The sequence below is a fragment of the Clostridium hydrogenum genome, assembly GCF_021432385.1.
Classification (GTDB): domain Bacteria; phylum Bacillota; class Clostridia; order Clostridiales; family Clostridiaceae; genus Clostridium_S; species Clostridium_S hydrogenum.
The window spans coordinates 896,395-912,828 of sequence record NZ_JAEACT010000003.1 but is presented as its reverse complement, the minus strand read 5'-3'; the positions used below and the strand labels follow the sequence as shown (position 1 = coordinate 912,828).

Below are 16,434 nucleotides of genomic sequence, written 5' to 3'. Positions count from 1 at the left end.
ATACTATTGAATAAATATTAAATTATTATGAATAATATTAATTTATCTACAACAAAATGGGAGGCTAATTAGGCATGAGAAGAAAACTTTCATTGATTTTGGCATTAATTATGTCAGCATCTTTGGCTTTAGCAGGATGTGATGCTAAATCAAATAATAAACAAAAGTTTAGCAGTAATGTTGTGAAAATTGGTGTGTTTGAGCCAATGACAGGTGCAAATGCGGCAGGTGGACAACTTGAGGTTGAAGGCGTGAAATTAGCAAATAAACTTTATCCAACGGTGGATGGAAAAAAAGTTGAGCTAGTTTTTGCTGATAATAAATCAGATAAGGTTGAAGCTGCAAGTGCAGCATCTAATCTTGTAGAACAACAAAATGTAAATGCTATTATAGGAAGTTGGGGCAGTGGAAATTCTATGGCAGCAGGCGATGTTGTTAAGGATGCAAAAATTCCTGCGGTTGGAGCATCTTGTACAAATCCATTAGTAACTGCTGGAAATGATTATTATTTTAGAGTTTGTTTTATTGATCCTTTCCAGGGTACAGTTATGGCAAAATATGCAGCAAATACATTAAAGGCTAAAAAAATTGCTATACTTCAAGAGGTATCAAGTGATTATTCTGTAGGTATATGCAAATTCTTTTCAGACGCATTTAAAAAGCTTACAAAAAATGAAAATGCCATAATTTGCAAAGAGAATTATAATACTGGAGATCAAGATTTTACAGCACAACTTGCAACCATAAAAAGTAAAAATCCAGATGCAATATTTGCTCCTGGTAACTTTACAGAATGTGCACTAATAATAAAGCAGGCAAGACAGCTTGGAATAAAAACTCCTTTTATAGGTGGAGATACCTGGGAGACACCGCAATTTATAGATATAGGCAAGGAAGCAGTGGAAGGTTCGGTATTTTCAACTTTCTTTGCAACAGAAAAACCTATAACAGAGGAATCCAAAAAGTTTCTTGATGCTTATAGAAAGCAATATAAAGAGGAACCTGCAGCAGTTACAGCTTTAGCATATGATGCTTATTTAGTAATACTTGATGCTATAAAGAGGGCTCATTCAACAGATCCAGTAAAGATAAGAGACCAAATAGCCAAAACTAAAAACTTTCCTGGAGCGGCAGGAGTGATAACTATAGACGAAGATAATAATGCCGTAAAGGATGCAGTTTTGAAGGTTGTTAAGAATGGTAAATTTACGTATCTTCAAACTATAAAAGCAAACGAAAAATAAAATGGGGGATAGAATATGACTTTTAGTATTTTTATGCAGGATTTAGCAAATGCAATTTCACTTGGAAGTCTATATGCATTAATAGCTATAGGCTATACCATGGTTTATGGAATACTTAGACTTATTAATTTTGCTCACGGAGATATTTTTATGATGGGTGCGTATTTTGCTTTTTATGCAGTAGTTACCTTTAATCTACCTTGGTATTTCGCTTTCATATTAGCAATAATTATGACAGGAATACTTGGAGTAGTAATTGAATTTACTGCCTATAGACCACTTAGAGGAGCACCAAAGATATCAATTTTAATTTCAGCAATTGGAGTTTCCTTTTTGCTTGAAAATTTAGCTGTAGTTTTATTTGGGGGAATGCCAAAAGCTTTTCCAACGCCTAAGTTATTTACAAATGTAGTTACTATAGATGGAATAGCTGTTCAAAATCTTAGTTTTATAATACCCGTCGTAACCTTAGTTTTACTGTTTGCATTATTATATTTAATAAATAAGACAAAGGTTGGAATGGCTATGAGAGCTGTGGCTAAAGATGTAGATACAGCAAGGCTTATGGGTATTAGTGTAAATAAGATAATTTCAATCACTTTTGCAATAGGTTCAATGCTCGCGGCTATAGGTTCTGTAATGTGGTCGCTTAAGTATCCTCAGATAGATGCACTTATGGGAATGATACCTGGCCTAAAATGCTTTATTGCAGCAGTTATAGGTGGTATAGGAGATATTAAGGGTGCAGTTATTGGAGGCTTTATTCTAGGTGTAGGTGAAATCATGTTAGTTGGATTTTTACCAGGTTTAACAGGATACAGAGATGCTTTTGCTTTTATACTTTTAATAATAATATTGACCTTTAAACCAACAGGAATAATGGGCAAAAACTTAACAGAGAAGGTGTAAAATATGCTGAAGAAAAATAAAATTTTAAATATAGCACTTATTGTAATTATATTTTTACTTTTAATAGCTGCAAACAATGGCTTGGATCATTATAAAATAAGAATTTTAAATTTATGTGCAATATATGTTATTCTTGCACTTAGTATGAATCTAATAAACGGTTTTACTGGTTTATTTTCGTTAGGTCATGCTGGCTTTATAGCAGTAGGCGCATATACAACTGCATTGCTCACAATGTCTCCAAAGGTTAAAAACCAAAATTTCTTTATGGAGTCTTTGATATCACCCTTAAATCATATATCAATGCCATTCCTTCCAGCACTTATTATTGCAGGAATTATATCAGCTATATTGGCATTTATAATAGCAGCACCTGCTTTAAGGCTTAAGGGAGATTATTTAGCCATTGCTACATTGGGTTTTGCAGAAATAATAAGAATAGTTTTAAACAATATGCAATCAGTAACTAATGGAGCATTAGGGCTTAGAGGTATACCTAATATGACAAATTTATATTGGAGCTTTGGAATAGCTATTTTTACAGTTATAGTAATTGCTTCACTTGTAAACAGTTCTTTTGGAAGAGCGTTAAAAGCAATAAGAGAAGATTCTATTGCAGCTGAGAGTATGGGAATTAATTTATTTAAGCATAAGACAATAGCCTTTACTGTAGGTGCTTTCTTTGCAGGTGTAGGGGGAGGACTATTAGGAAATTTGCTTGGAACAATAGACCCTACAATGTTTAAGTTTGTACTTACCTTCAATATACTTCTTATAGTAGTAATTGGTGGAATGGGAAGTATTACAGGTTCAATAATTTCAGCTTTTGTAGTAACTATTTTAGGAGAAGTTTTAAGATTTCTAGATATGGATCAAACCTTTAAAATTGGCTTTATAAGCTTTAAAGGAATACCTGGACTTAGAATGGTTGTATTTTCAGCCTTGCTTATGATTATAGTATTATTTTTCAGAAATGGTATCATGGGAACAAAAGAATTTAGCTGGAGAGCAATTTTTGGAATTCGTCGTGAAAAACCTCTAAGAGAAGGAGGCAGACAATAATGGCATTATTAAAAGTTGAAGCTGCAACAATGCAATTTGGCGGTCTTACTGCGGTAAATGACTTTAATCTTGAAATTAATGAAGGTGAAATAGTATCTCTAATAGGTCCAAATGGAGCTGGTAAAACTACTGCCTTTAATATGATAACAAATGTTTATACACCTACAAAGGGCAAGATAATTTTCAATGATAAGGATATTACAGGACAAAGACAAGACCTTATAACAAAAGAAGGTATTGCAAGAACATTTCAAAACATAAGACTTTTTAGTGATTTATCTGTGTTTGACAATGTTTTGATAGCAAATCATGTTCATATTAAATCCAATGTCTTTGAAGCCATATTAAAGCTTCCAAAATATAAAAGAGAAGAAAAAGAAATGGTAGAGAAGACTAATGAACTTTTAAAGGAATTTAAGCTTGAGGATGTTAAAAATGAAAAATCAACTTCTCTTCCTTATGGCAAACAGAGAAAACTTGAAATAGCAAGAGCACTTGCAACTAACCCCAAGCTTCTTTTACTCGACGAACCAGCAGCGGGTATGAATCCAACTGAAACAGAGGAGCTTACTGAATTTGTTAGAGAGATAAAGGATAAATTTAAGCTATCTATATTTATGATAGAACACCATATGAGTATGGTTATGGGGTTATCAGATAAAATACAGGTTTTTGAATATGGCATAACTATAGCCAAAGGTACACCTTCTGAAATACAAAATGATAAGAAGGTTATAGATGCATACTTAGGAGTGAGCGAAGATGATTAAAATAGAGGATTTAGTAGTAGCTTATGGTGGTATAGAAGCCTTAAAGGGTATAAGTTTAGATGTCCCAAGTGGTAAAATAGTAACCTTGGTAGGGGCTAATGGAGCGGGTAAAAGTACAACTTTAAAATCTATAGTAGGACTTGTTAAGCCTAAAAGTGGCAGCATAACTTATGAGGGTAAGGATTTAACAAAGATAAAAACAGAGAGTATGGTCAAGAATGGCATAGCCTTGGTTCCAGAAGGAAGAAGGGTTTTTGGGGATTTAACAGTGCTTGAAAATTTAAAAATAGGGGCTTATTCAAGAAAAGATTATAGAAATCTGCAAGAAGAGCTTGAAAAAGTATATTCTTTATTCCCTAGATTGAAAGAAAGAACTTGGCAGCTAGCCGGAACCTTGTCTGGAGGGGAACAGCAAATGCTTGCAATAGGCAGAGCACTTATGTCTAAGCCTAAGCTTATAATGATGGATGAGCCTTCACTAGGACTTGCGCCTATAATCGTAAAAGAGCTATTTGGAATTATAAAGAAAATAAACAAAGAGGGCATGACCGTGCTTTTAATAGAGCAAAATGCAAATGCTGCTTTAAAGATAGCTGATATTGGATACATAATGGAAACTGGAAGAATAACAATGTCAGGTTCAGGAGCAGAATTAATTAATAATGAGGACATTAAAAAAGCATACTTAGGAGAGTCAGCAGCAAAATAAGGTGCAGTGCAAAACAAAATAATAAGTGGCAGCTCTGCATAAAAATGATGTGATTAATAGCATCTTGAAACCTTAAATAAAATTAATAAATCTAAGAGCCTAAATCTCAAAAGTCTAAGAAATTTCAATAACTCGCAAGAGGCAGCTCAAACAATTGACCTTTCTAAGACTTTTGAGATTTAGGCACTAAGATTTATAAAATTTTATTTAAATGTTTCTTCAACGCTATTCCTCACATCATTTTTTTATGCAGAGCTCCCACTTATTATTTAAGTTTTTGTACTACACCATTGTTTGGGTAAGTTTTTAATATCTATTTAAACTAGTTCAACTGCCAAAAGTTCATGCATCTAAACTTTGTAATACGAACTTATTTAAACATTGGAAATAAAGCTGTGGTACAAGTATCAAAATAACAAGGGACAGGTGCATTAAAAAAATGATGTGGTATACGAGTGTCGAAGAAATATTTTAAATAAAGTTGTATAAACCTTAGTGGGTAAGTTTTCAGAAAATTTGCCACTTAGGTTTATACAACTTTATTTAAGATTTCGAGATACTCGTATACCACATTATTTTTAATGCACCTGTCCCATGTTATTTGGTTTTGCACTACACCTTTGCTATGGGTTTAAATAAATAATTGAATGTCTGAGGAAGTTGCATCCTTTAGATAGTCTTTTGCTTCAATGATTTTAAGTTGAGGCAAAAGTTCTTCTTTTTTAAAGCCCATAACATCTACTGAAAGTTTGCAGCCATAAAATTTAATTCCTTTTTTAACAGCACCATTTAAGAATTTCTCCAGTGTTGGGGTTTCTTCTTCAGCCATCATGGCCTCTTTTTTATTATTTCCTTTAGTACATTTATAAATGTATCGATTTCCGAGATAGTATTATAAATTCCAAAACTTATTCTTACCATACCTGGTCTTTTTACATTTGGATTATTTATATAGTTTTTTACTTGTTCAGTAGATAATTTTAATAAACACTGCACATAGGGCTGAGCACAAAAGCAGCCGCATCTTGTAGAAATGCCACCAATATCGGATAAAAGTTCTGCCGCTCTGCTATAAGGAATTCCTTCTATATTAAAGGGGATTATTCCTAGTCTATTTTCTATAGGTATATTATCATATAAAAGTATTTGAGGAATTTTTTTAAGTTTGCTTAAAGCATAAAAAGTGAGCTGTCTTTCGTGATTTTCTACATTTCTCATTCCTATTTTATTTAAAGTACGAATTGAAGCCATTAATGCAACAGCTCCAATTACATTTGGAGAGCCTGCTTCTTCTTTTTCCGGAGGGTCCGTCCAGCCAACATAATCATGAGTAACGTAGTCTACAGTTCCTCCGCCAGTATAATCAGGAGAGCCATTCATAAATATCTCTTTTGGTCCAATAAGTACACCTATGCCAAAGGGCGCATACATTTTATGAGCTGAAAAAACAAGAAAATCAATATTGTCAATTCGATTTTGAGTTCCCATAGTTACATGGCAATGTGGCACTAATTGCGCTCCATCAACAAGTATTTTTACACCATTTTCATGACAAAGCTTTGCAATATCATAAATAGGATTTTTAGCTCCAGTAACATTTGAAGCTCCTGTAATAGCTACAAGCTTTACTATATTCTTATATTTATTTAACTTTAATTTCAAATCATCTAAAGATAATGTACCATCACTGTTGACATTAATATAGTCCATATTATATTTATCTCGCCAGGGTAAATCATTTGAATGATGTTCCATAGATGTAGAAAGTATCATGCACTTTTTTGTGCTTTTGCATAATCTATAGGAAAGCTTATTTATAGCTTCAGTAGTATTTTTAACAAATATAGTTGTATAGTAATTTGGATCTGCTTCAACAAATTTAAGAACCTCATATCTTGATTCTTCATAAAGTTTAGCAGAAAATTTTGATTTAAACCCCGTGCCTCTATGAATAGAGGAATACCATGGCAAAAATTCTACTACTGCTTTGAGTACCGATTTAAATGCAGGCGTTGTAGCAGCATTATCAAAATTTATGCCTGTTACAAGTTGATCATTCCATAGTGGAACTGGAGTGTCAACACCTACTATCATTTTTCTATAGTACATATTAACCTAAACACATCCTTTTTTATGACTCCATACCATTATATTTTTTTATAATGAAAAAGGTACTGGACTATGTTTAAGCATATTTGCATAAAAAGCATAGAAAAGGGTAAAATAATAAAAATTATAAATCTGGGGAGTGGAAAATATGGCAAAATTAATGTGTAGTGCAAATACATGTGTGAATAATATGAATGGTTTATGTTCTGCAAGTACTATTGATGTTCATGGAATAAAGGCGCACTCATCTAATGGTACAGAGTGTGAAACTTTTGCTGAGAGAGGAATAAGAAATGCTCTTTCAAATTTAACCAATATGAATATTCCAGGCGAAATAAGACAGATTTTTAGCGGCAATTCCGTAGAAATGAGTCCGCGTATAAGATGTCAGGCAATAAATTGTTCACATAACAAAGGGAAAGAATGCATAGCAAGAACCGTTCAAATGTATGGTCCTGGTGCGGTAACAAGTGAGGGAACTGAATGCGAAACATTTGAGGAAAACTAGAAAGCAGAGTACAAAGTACAGAGTACAGAGTACAGTGAAGGAGAATTTTCTGCTTGGGCAGAAAATTTTGGAATTTAATGGGCGAAGCCCAAAGTAAAAAACTATTCAGCGGTGCTGAATAGTTTTTTTATAGGTTGAAAGATTTATTCGACGTAAGGAGGATAAATCATCCTTCACTGTACTCTGTACTCCGTCATCTGTACTCTCTCTTTTAAGGTAATTCCTTGATTACTTGAATCACTCCGCAAGCATCATTACTTTTGGCAATAAATCTTCCATGCTTTTTTACGCCATCAGGTGCATTTTCCATAACGTAGCTGTGGTATACACTTTCAAGCATTGGAACATCATTATAATAATCTCCAAATGCCATACATTCAGCTTCAGTTATTCCAAATTTGCTTTGAAGAGATTTTATGGCAGTTCCTTTATTTATATCAGTTCTTCCCACATCAAGCCATACTTGTCCAGAAATAGTTAGTTGAAGTTTTTTTGACCACTTTTGAGACAAGAGTAAGTTGGAGTTATTTGCTGGACCTTTAGGGTCATATATGGCTATTTTGAAAAACTCATCATCAATTTCATCAAAGCTATTAGCAGTAGTACATTTATGGTAATACTTTCTTACCTCATCAATAAATTCAATAGACTTGTCCAAAACATAGGCACTTTTTTCACCACATAAAACTGCCTTGCAATCAGGAAGTTTGTTTAAATCCTCAAGAACTTCTTTTGCCATAGCTCTATCCAAAGTTTTTGAAAATAATTCTTCATCATTTTTGTATATGCAGGCTCCATTTTCAGCGATAAATGTAATTTTATCTTTAAATTCTGCCATATTGTCTCTTAGGGTAAAGTATTGCCTTCCACTTGCAACACAAAACATTATTCCTTTATCAATTAAGTTATTTAATACTGTGCTAAATTCATCAGGAAGTTCTCCATTACTTTTAAGAAGAGTTCCATCCATGTCTGTGGCAATTAATTTTATCATGTGTTTTTCCTCCGAAAATTAGTATGAAATATGATTATATTATAACATGATTTAACTCGATATATTTTTTCAATTTGTAATATTTGAAATAACATTGACTAATAACAAAGTTAAATATATAGTATTAATATAATTATATTTCAAGGAGATTTAATATTGTGGAAAATGATAAAATTTTTGAATTAATGACTAAAATGCATACAGAAATGCATGAAGGCTTTAAAGATGTAAAAAGCGAACTCAAGTCTCACAGCGAAAGACTTGATAAAATTGAAGCACGAATGACTAAACTAGATATTAAATTAGAGGAACTTGATAAAAAAGTAGATTTATCTATTGAAGGTCATAAAACAAATACTGATCAGTTAACTAGAATTGAAAAAGAAGTTTCAAAACATGATGAATTTATTTTAAAAAGAGTAAAGTAATAAATCAAAGCATTGATTATATCCTGTAGCATCTTGACGATAATATTTCTGTGGCTGATGCTCGTAATCATTTTTATTTTTCAAAATTTTATTTTTGTAAGGCATTTCAAGGCGGTGACTGGTGAAAGCGTGTATGAATTTACAAAGCTACTGAAATAGACAAGAATACAACTTGGATGAAAACGGAAAGTGGTAAATGTACTACCAATATTGGCATGCATTACGGGGAAAGTTCATCAAATTACAGAAGTTTCATGTATCCACATTAAATAGAGCAAGAATTCAGAAGTAAAAAACAGACTTTTTACTATAAAGAGAATCAATCTGACATGGTAATTCTTTTAGAAAAAGTCTGTTTTTATTTTACGAAAAAATAAAGAGGCATTACAAAAAATGTTTGATATAAGAAGCTGCAGTATATAAATATATATCAGTTATGGCTAATAGATAATTGGTAACAAAAGGGTGTAAAATGATTATTAATTTGTGTGGATATAATCCAATTCGTGAATTAAATATTAAATAGAGGAGTATTTTATGGAAAAAAAAGAATTAAAAAAGTTAATTGATGTAGCAGCAGGGAGAGAACAAGCCGACTTCGTAATAAAAAATGTAAAAATAGTGGACGTTTATAATCATTCTATCATAGGGGGAAAAGACATAGCAGTTACAAATGGACTTATTGCAGGGATTGGGGAATATGATTGTAATACAATTGTAGATGCTGAAGGTGCTTATGTGGCACCAGGCTTTATTGACAGTCATATTCATATTGAGTCATCTTATGTGACGCCAGAGGAAATTGGAAGACTTTTAATACCACATGGTGGAACAACAATTATTGCAGATCCACATGAAATTGTAAATGTTGCTGGTATAGAAGGCTTAAGTTATATGCTAAAAGCTTCGGAAAAAGGAAAGCTTGATATTAAGTATATGCTTCCTTCCTGTGTACCTGCTACACCTTGGGAAAATGCTGGTGCAAAGATTAATGCAGCAGAAATGAAAGAGCCTATTAAAAATGAAAGTATTTTAGGCTTGGGTGAGTTTATGGATTTCCCAGGTGTAATAAATGCCAATGATGATGTTCTTGAAAAACTTTTGGTTGCAAAAAAAGAAAATAAACTTATAGATGGGCATAGTCCAGGGCTTACAGGAAATTCTTTAAATGCATATGTTGCAGCTGGAATTCATGATGAACATGAGTGTGAAACAGTACAAGATGCTGAAGAGCGAATTTCAAAAGGAATGTATGTAATGCTTAGGGAAGGATCAGCTTGTCGTAATCTAAAAGCCATTATAAAAGCTGTAACACCAATGAATAGCAGAAGATTTATTCTTTGTTCTGATGATAGGCAACCAAAAACAATTTTGTCGGTAGGTCATTTAGACAATCATTTGAGAATGTGTGTAGAGGAAGGGCTAGATCCAGTTACAGCAATTCAAATGGCAAGTTTAAATGCAGCAGAATGCTTTAAATTATACGATAGAGGAGCTATTGCACCAGGCTTAAGGGCTGACCTTGTGTTCTTGGAGGATCTGAAAGCTTTTAAAGTAAAGAAAGTATTCATTAAAGGAGAAAAGGTAGCTGAAAACGGTAATTATTTATTTCATGTAAAACGTGAGGATGCAAGTGCTGTTAAAGGACGTTTTAATGTAAAAGACTTTTCAATAGAAAAACTAAAAATGCATTTAAAATCAAAACGTGTTAAGACAATTGATATTTTACCAGATGGTGTAGTTACAGGTAGTGGTATTGCAGAAGTAAAGCTGGATGAAGAGGGAAATTTCATTTTTGATGCGTCTCAAGATGTTGTGAAGATAGCAGTAGTGGAGAGACATATTGGCACAGGAAATGTTTCCTTAGGCTTTATAAGAAATTACGGTATCAAAAATGGAGCAATAGCTATTTCAATAGCCCATGATTCTCACAACATCATTGTAGTTGGAACTAATGATTTTGATATGTGTAAAGCTGTAGAAAGTTTAATTGAACAAGGCGGAGGTATAGTTCTTGTTAACAAAGGAGAAGTAGTTAACTCAATGCCATTTGTTATTGGCGGAATTATGACAGATAAATCTGGTGAATGGGTTAGCGAGCATTTAACAAAGATTCATGAAGATGCTCATAATATCCTAGAAGTTAGCAGAACCGTAGAGCCCGTAATGACATTATGCTTTATGTCATTAGCAGTTATACCTGAATTGAAGATTACAGATGTGGGACTATTTGATGTTAAAAAGTTTGATTTTACATCAATAGAAGCAGAAGATTAAATATTTAACTCAGAGTACGGAGTACAGAGTACAGAGTACAGTGAAGGATGATTTTTCTACGCCAGCGTAGAAAAGTCTAAGAACTTATTTTTTATTGCTTACGCAATGCCAGCATATATGGTGTTCAGCGAAGCTGACAACATTTAAGTTTAAGATTTACATAAGCAAAGCGAAAGGTAAATTATCATTCACTGTACTCTGTTTCAAATAGTATATTTATGTTTTTCACAAGTTCAAATAGATATGTTATAATAAGAAATCAGAGTACAAAGTACAGAGTACAGCGAAGGTTAATTTTCTGTTGAAACAGGAAATTTAAAAATTTAATTGGTGAAGTCCAAACCTTTTATATGGTATTTTATATAAGTTTTAAGATTTATCAGACGTAAGGAAGATAAATCAACCTTCACTGTACTTTGTACTCTGTCATCTGTACTCTGTGAAAAAATATACGTATAGATATACCAGCTCAACTATTAAAATTCATGTGCAACAAAATGCATAGAAGACGGCATTTTGTTACAAATAAATTTTAAGTTTCACAATGGTATATCTTTAGAAGGGTGAAATTTATGAATAAAGTGATTCCAGTAGAGAAGAATAAAGATTATGAAATTTACATAGATGGTTTTGGAAATATGGGTGAAGGAGTTGGAAAAATAGATAACTTCACTATATTTGTAAAAGGTGCAATTAAAGGTGAGAAGGTTAGAATTAAAATAACTAAGGTAAATAAAAATTTTGCTTTTGGTAGATTAATAGAAGTAATTGAGGCGGCAAAGGATAGAACAGAACCAACATGTCATAATTATAAAAGATGCGGAGGCTGTCAAATGCAGCATCTTTCTTATGAAGCACAGCTTGAATTTAAAAAGCAGAAGGTTGTAGACTGCATTGAGAGAATAGGTAAAATTAATATGGATTCTGTAATTGTACATGATACTATTGGAATGAATCCACCGCATTACTATAGAAACAAAGTTCAGCTGCCTGTAGGAGAAAAAAATAGTGAACCTCAAATTGGATTTTATGCGGAGAGAAGCCATGAAATAATAGACATTGATAAATGTTACATACAATTTGAAGCAGCAAACGAAATAATGAAGCTTGTTAAGGCTTGGATGAAGGAATATAAAATAAGAGGTTACAACGAGCAAACTGGAACAGGAACTTTAAGACATATTATGGTGAGAAGAGGTTTTAAAACAGAACAGATAATGCTTGTTCTAGTTACAACTAACGAAAACTTACCTCATAAAAAAGAATTAATAGAAACTATAACAGAAAATATTAATGAAGTAACAGGAATAATTCAAAACATTAACAGTAAAAAAACAAATGTAATTCTTGGAGATAAGGAAATAACACTGTGGGGAAAAGACCAAATACAAGATTACATAGGTGAGTTTAAATTTAATATTTCTTCAAAATCATTTTTTCAAATTAACCCAGTTCAAACAGAAAAACTTTATAGTGCAGCACTTAAGTATGCAGGGCTTACAGGCAAAGAAGTTGTTTTTGATGCTTATTGCGGAACAGGTACTATATCTTTGTTTTTATCACAAAATGCAAAGATGGTGTACGGAGTAGAAATAATACCAGAGGCAATTGAAAATGCAAAAATTAATGCAGATCAAAATAAAGTAACTAATGCTGAATTCATTGTTGGAAAATCAGAAGAGGAAATTCCAAAACTAATTGAAAGAGGAATAAAACCTGAGGTTGTAGTTGTTGATCCACCAAGGAAGGGTTGTGAGAAGGTTTTGCTTGAGGCTATAGCAAATGCTGGGCCTAGGACTATAGTTTATGTGTCTTGTGATCCGGCAACTTTGGGAAGAGATTTGGGGATATTGTGTGAAGGTGGATATGAGGTGAAGGAAGTGCAAGGGGTGGATATGTTTCCGGAAACGGGGCACGTGGAGACTGTTGTGTTGATACACAAGAAATAGCCTGGTATCAAAGGAATTGAAGGATTTTAAGAAAATTTGATAGTGTGTTTTATGTTCCCTCATACTGCGGTGTGAGGGATTTTTTGACCCAAGGGGGTTCATAATTATGCAAAATGAATTAGTATCTTTGGAAAAAACACTGGACTTTGAAAAATTCTCTCTTGCTTTGTCAAGTAATGTTTGCAAGACTTGTGGACGGCCTCTATAATAAGGGGGATAAGATGTGAAAGTTTTTTTAGTTTCATTAAAATAATGAAAATGAAAAATTTGATATTATGTGCTCACTTCATGCAAAGTATGCAAAAGAAGAAATTTCAAAAGAACAACAAGAATTTTATATTGAAGTTGAAAATAATAATATAATAAAGTCATTAATAAATACGAAGGATGATGTTAAAAAAAGTATTTTGAAAAACTATTATCTTTAGCTCAAGCTGGATTAGTTGTAGAAACAGATCAGCCTCAAGTATCCTTAAAATCTCTTGAAAAATTAAAAGAAGAAATTATATTAATTGAAGGACATAGAATTAAGAATTATTATATGAAAAAATTAGGTATAGTAGCTGTAATTATTGGTATTATACCAACCATTATATATTTATTACTAATAAGCCGTTTAGTTGGGCAAATACTTTTGGCATGTATATTAATTGAATAAAGCATTTTAAAAGCAGCCAGTTAGAGTGATAGGTAATCACTTTAACTGGATGTTTTTTTGATAAGGGGCTGGTAAAGGGGCACAACTCAATAAACCGTATTCCCAAAATACGGTCATCTCACAAAATTGTTGCGTTAGTACACCCATATCTGAATTTAGTTCATAATAGATTTTTGTGAGCCATACATTTAATTTATGAACATCTTTTAATATTTCTTTTGTTTCTTTTCAAATTTAATGGTTTCTAATTTTTGTATACCACCCAAAGTAATGACTCCTTTGGTGCAGTGTAGTAAATCCAACATAAAAAAGAAGAGAAGCTTTATCTAACGAGAAAAGAAAACTTTCTTTATCTGCATAGACTTTTATGTTTGGGATAGTATTAGCTTAATTTTCTTCAAGGTTTATATAACTGTATTTATAGTAAAACAGTTTGTAGTAAATTGGCATTTTATTTAAAATAATTATTTTACTCTAAATTGTTGACTGAATAGTATATATATGGTATTATGTAAAAAAAAACATTGACCTTTATACCAAGATTATGAAATAAATTTATTAGTTTAATAGTTAATTATCAAATATTGTCTTTGTTTAGTAAGCCTGTATGTTTTTGATTAAAGAGAAAAATGAGTAAGAAGGTAGAAAGTGGGTGCAAAATGAATTGCTTCGCGAAATTTGGAATTATGATTTACGCATCATTTTTTACATATCTATTTGTAGTTAGAAAATCACACTCAAATTATAGAGAAAATCCAATTCTTACTATTATAGTTTTGAGTGTGGCTTCTATATTGATATTATATGGGGTATTCCAATGATTTTAGTTTTGAGATGAATTTCAATAATTGTAAATTCATTTACAAATAAAGGAGTGATTTATTATGGAAGAAACAACATTAGAAAAAAAATATGATTTTGAGATTGAAGAAGTAGAAGATGTTGAAGCTATGAGCACTGCCTCAAATTGGTTCTTTGGCGGTTTGGCGGCTGGCGTAGTTATTGGAATTGCTGCTGATTAATTGGACTAGCACTTAATAGCTTTTACTAATTATAGAAAGGAGGTGTAAAGATGGACAAGCAAGAAATAGAAAATTTTGAGATGGAAGGTTTTGAAATTGAATGTCTAGAAGAAGTTGAAGCTGCTGACTGGGGTGATAACGCTATGTATTTTGCTGAGGGTTTTGCTACAGGAATAAGTGTCGTAGTGGCTTTTACATGATAAATTTTTTAAATTAAGTTTCATTTATATGTAAAATAACTAAAAAATGCATTTATATTATTGATTCATCTCAATTATTCAATAATATTTAAATTAGATTTTGCATTTTGGTCATTAATGGTAGGTAAAAAAACATAAATGATAGACAAAAAATACAAAGATTGATTTTGTCGGAAGGGGAAATTATAAAAGAATGAATAAGAGCATTAAGGCTGGATTATTGATTTTTGCGATATTCACAATTATAAATTTTACTGTTTATAAATTTAGTGCTATGCCTGCTATTGCGATTATGTGCGTAGCTAGTGCACTAATTTTGGTAGGAGTCTTTAATAGGAAAAAGTAAAATTAAATATATCCTATAAAATAAGTTTGACACTCATGTTAATTGTCTCACGGATTTAATGAAGTTGGCTTTGTTTTATGATATATAATTGTTATGAAAGGATAATATCAAAAAATTCAAAAAATCAATTATATCTAGAAGAAATTGTGATAAGTTTTCGAATTTTTTTGATATAGTGGTATAAAAATGAAGTATCCGACTATAAGTAGAAATTTAGAAATAAATAATCTATCAGATGGACGTTTTATGGTGTTTAATAAATATACAAAAAAAACGTATGTGTTAGGAAATAATGAATATAGTGTGTTAATCAATTTGGATGGGATGACAGGGATAGAGGAATTAACAAAAAAAGCAAAATATTCGGCAGAACGAATTGATAAGTTATTGCAGACTTTTGAAGGCATCGGCATGCTTGATTCTTCCACTGTTAATAGAAAAATTAGCATATTTAAGCTAACATTTTGCGTATTAAATCCAAATAAATTATTTAAGTCTCGATTGTTAGTTAATATTATATCGTCAATCTTATTATATGGGACATTACCTCTATTGCTCTTCGGAATTTTTTTGAATATTTATTTTAATAATAGTTTAGTGAATATATTTTCTGATATTATTTCGTCAGCTCAAACCCCTTCATTTTTAGTGACAATTCCGATTTTGCTGATAGTTACTTTTTTACACGAAACAGGACATACAGTTGCCGCAAAACGTTATGGCGTTAATGTCCCAGAATTGGGAATTATGCTGTATTGGTTTATGCCAGCTGCTTATGTAAATTTAACAGGAGTAACACTTCTGAAAAAAAAGTGGCAAAAACTTGTGATATATCTTTCTGGAATAGTAATGAATTTTATGATTCTATCATTTATCTTAATACTAAGACCGTTTGTATATATTAAATTTCAATTCTTAGTTTCTTGGTTTATAGCAGATACATTATTGGGTGTTATTTTTAATCTGTTTATATTCTTGAAACTTGATGGCTATTTAGTTTTGAAAGAAATGCTTGAAATACCTGATTTAAGAGAAAAGGCATTTCGATATATTAAAGTTAGAATCGTAGAAATTGTGAGAACAAGGTTATTTAATATACAATCAGATTTCAAAATGCAAACATACGATGATGAATACACATTATCAGAAAAAAGGATGCTTTTATGTTATGGATTTATATCGATGATGTACATTCCCATTATGTTGGGATCTATTACTTTAACGATAATTTTTACATTGCTTGTATAAA

Annotated in this window: 15 protein-coding genes and 1 pseudogene; 13 read left to right on the top strand and 3 right to left on the bottom strand. The window is 31.8% G+C overall.

All coding sequences use genetic code 11. From position 1 onward, the window contains the following. The first annotated feature begins 74 nt into the window (after nt 1-74). From CUEA01_RS17315 to CUEA01_RS17295, 5 genes are read left to right on the top strand one after another with little or no spacing between them, the layout of a single operon-like run. Complete coding sequence (locus CUEA01_RS17315) at nt 75-1,244, top strand: ABC transporter substrate-binding protein (RefSeq protein ID WP_234123034.1); 1,170 nt, start codon at nt 75-77, stop codon at nt 1,242-1,244. A gap of 15 nt (nt 1,245-1,259) precedes the next feature. After that, on the top strand, nt 1,260-2,153 hold the full coding sequence (locus CUEA01_RS17310) for a branched-chain amino acid ABC transporter permease (RefSeq protein WP_234123033.1): 894 nt from the start codon (nt 1,260-1,262) through the stop codon (nt 2,151-2,153). Between the two features lie 3 nt (nt 2,154-2,156). Further along, nucleotides 2,157-3,215, top strand: coding sequence for a branched-chain amino acid ABC transporter permease (locus tag CUEA01_RS17305; RefSeq protein WP_234123032.1), 1,059 nt, complete (start codon nt 2,157-2,159; stop codon nt 3,213-3,215). Next, a complete protein-coding gene (locus CUEA01_RS17300) occupies nt 3,215-3,985 on the top strand; it encodes an ABC transporter ATP-binding protein (RefSeq protein ID WP_234123030.1) in 771 nt (256 codons plus the stop codon). The genes CUEA01_RS17305 and CUEA01_RS17300 overlap by 1 nt, the downstream gene beginning before the upstream one ends. Further along, on the top strand, nt 3,978-4,694 hold the full coding sequence (locus CUEA01_RS17295) for an ABC transporter ATP-binding protein (RefSeq protein ID WP_234123029.1): 717 nt from the start codon (nt 3,978-3,980) through the stop codon (nt 4,692-4,694). The genes CUEA01_RS17300 and CUEA01_RS17295 overlap by 8 nt, the downstream gene beginning before the upstream one ends. 631 nt (nt 4,695-5,325) lie before the next feature. Here the strand turns inward: CUEA01_RS17295 and CUEA01_RS17290 are convergent. Both CUEA01_RS17290 and CUEA01_RS17285 read right to left on the bottom strand, forming a co-directional pair. Then, nucleotides 5,326-5,526 (bottom strand): annotated as a pseudogene (locus CUEA01_RS17290) (DsrE/DsrF/DrsH-like family protein); the annotation flags it as partial. Next, nucleotides 5,523-6,788, bottom strand: a complete 1,266-nt coding sequence (locus CUEA01_RS17285) for an aminotransferase class V-fold PLP-dependent enzyme (protein WP_234123028.1) — start codon at nt 6,786-6,788, stop codon at nt 5,523-5,525. The pseudogene CUEA01_RS17290 and the gene CUEA01_RS17285, both read right to left, overlap by 4 nt. A gap of 163 nt (nt 6,789-6,951) precedes the next feature. On the opposite strand from CUEA01_RS17285, the gene CUEA01_RS17280 reads away from it, so the two are divergent. Next, nucleotides 6,952-7,311, top strand: coding sequence for a DUF1540 domain-containing protein (locus CUEA01_RS17280; protein WP_234123027.1), 360 nt, complete (start codon nt 6,952-6,954; stop codon nt 7,309-7,311). A 211-nt stretch (nt 7,312-7,522) separates the two neighbouring features. Here the strand turns inward: CUEA01_RS17280 and CUEA01_RS17275 are convergent, their stop codons facing one another. Continuing rightward, nucleotides 7,523-8,305, bottom strand: coding sequence for a Cof-type HAD-IIB family hydrolase (locus tag CUEA01_RS17275; RefSeq protein ID WP_234123026.1), 783 nt, complete (start codon nt 8,303-8,305; stop codon nt 7,523-7,525). A gap of 158 nt (nt 8,306-8,463) precedes the next feature. On the opposite strand from CUEA01_RS17275, the gene CUEA01_RS17270 reads away from it, so the two are divergent. From CUEA01_RS17270 to CUEA01_RS17240, 7 genes are all read left to right on the top strand, one after another. Further along, a complete protein-coding gene (locus CUEA01_RS17270; RefSeq protein WP_234123025.1) occupies nt 8,464-8,733 on the top strand; it encodes a hypothetical protein in 270 nt (89 codons plus the stop codon). A gap of 537 nt (nt 8,734-9,270) precedes the next feature. After that, nucleotides 9,271-11,010, top strand: coding sequence for an adenine deaminase (gene ade / locus CUEA01_RS17265; RefSeq protein WP_234123024.1), 1,740 nt, complete (start codon nt 9,271-9,273; stop codon nt 11,008-11,010). Between the two features lie 572 nt (nt 11,011-11,582). Beyond that, entirely contained in the window at nt 11,583-12,959 is a 1,377-nt protein-coding gene (gene rlmD, locus CUEA01_RS17260) for a 23S rRNA (uracil(1939)-C(5))-methyltransferase RlmD (protein WP_234123023.1), read from the top strand. Nucleotides 12,960-13,234: 275 nt separating this feature from the next. After that, on the top strand, nt 13,235-13,387 hold the full coding sequence (locus tag CUEA01_RS17255; RefSeq protein WP_234123021.1) for a hypothetical protein: 153 nt from the start codon (nt 13,235-13,237) through the stop codon (nt 13,385-13,387). 1,114 nt (nt 13,388-14,501) lie between these two features. Beyond that, nucleotides 14,502-14,639, top strand: coding sequence for a hypothetical protein (locus CUEA01_RS17250; RefSeq protein ID WP_234123019.1), 138 nt, complete (start codon nt 14,502-14,504; stop codon nt 14,637-14,639). A gap of 50 nt (nt 14,640-14,689) precedes the next feature. Beyond that, complete coding sequence (locus CUEA01_RS17245) at nt 14,690-14,839, top strand: hypothetical protein (RefSeq protein ID WP_234123018.1); 150 nt, start codon at nt 14,690-14,692, stop codon at nt 14,837-14,839. Between the two features lie 532 nt (nt 14,840-15,371). After that, on the top strand, nt 15,372-16,433 hold the full coding sequence (locus tag CUEA01_RS17240; RefSeq protein ID WP_234123017.1) for a M50 family metallopeptidase: 1,062 nt from the start codon (nt 15,372-15,374) through the stop codon (nt 16,431-16,433). Nucleotide 16,434: the final 1 nt, after the last annotated feature.

What these genes read in the sequence shown, in the direction of transcription:
- CUEA01_RS17255 (WP_234123021.1), top strand. Translation starts at nt 13,235, where the DNA reads ATGTGCTCACTTCATGCAAAGTATGCAAAAGAAGAAATTTCAAAAGAA.
- CUEA01_RS17250 (WP_234123019.1), top strand. Translation starts at nt 14,502, where the DNA reads ATGGAAGAAACAACATTAGAAAAAAAATATGATTTTGAGATTGAAGAA.
- CUEA01_RS17245 (WP_234123018.1), top strand. Translation starts at nt 14,690, where the DNA reads ATGGACAAGCAAGAAATAGAAAATTTTGAGATGGAAGGTTTTGAAATT.
- CUEA01_RS17275 (WP_234123026.1), bottom strand. Translation starts at nt 8,305, where the DNA reads ATGATAAAATTAATTGCCACAGACATGGATGGAACTCTTCTTAAAAGT.
- CUEA01_RS17285 (WP_234123028.1), bottom strand. Translation starts at nt 6,788, where the DNA reads ATGATAGTAGGTGTTGACACTCCAGTTCCACTATGGAATGATCAACTT.
- CUEA01_RS17300 (WP_234123030.1), top strand. Translation starts at nt 3,215, where the DNA reads ATGGCATTATTAAAAGTTGAAGCTGCAACAATGCAATTTGGCGGTCTT.
- CUEA01_RS17240 (WP_234123017.1), top strand. Translation starts at nt 15,372, where the DNA reads ATGAAGTATCCGACTATAAGTAGAAATTTAGAAATAAATAATCTATCA.
- CUEA01_RS17310 (WP_234123033.1), top strand. Translation starts at nt 1,260, where the DNA reads ATGACTTTTAGTATTTTTATGCAGGATTTAGCAAATGCAATTTCACTT.
- CUEA01_RS17315 (WP_234123034.1), top strand. Translation starts at nt 75, where the DNA reads ATGAGAAGAAAACTTTCATTGATTTTGGCATTAATTATGTCAGCATCT.
- ade (WP_234123024.1), top strand. Translation starts at nt 9,271, where the DNA reads ATGGAAAAAAAAGAATTAAAAAAGTTAATTGATGTAGCAGCAGGGAGA.
- CUEA01_RS17295 (WP_234123029.1), top strand. Translation starts at nt 3,978, where the DNA reads ATGATTAAAATAGAGGATTTAGTAGTAGCTTATGGTGGTATAGAAGCC.
- rlmD (WP_234123023.1), top strand. Translation starts at nt 11,583, where the DNA reads ATGAATAAAGTGATTCCAGTAGAGAAGAATAAAGATTATGAAATTTAC.
- CUEA01_RS17305 (WP_234123032.1), top strand. Translation starts at nt 2,157, where the DNA reads ATGCTGAAGAAAAATAAAATTTTAAATATAGCACTTATTGTAATTATA.
- CUEA01_RS17280 (WP_234123027.1), top strand. Translation starts at nt 6,952, where the DNA reads ATGGCAAAATTAATGTGTAGTGCAAATACATGTGTGAATAATATGAAT.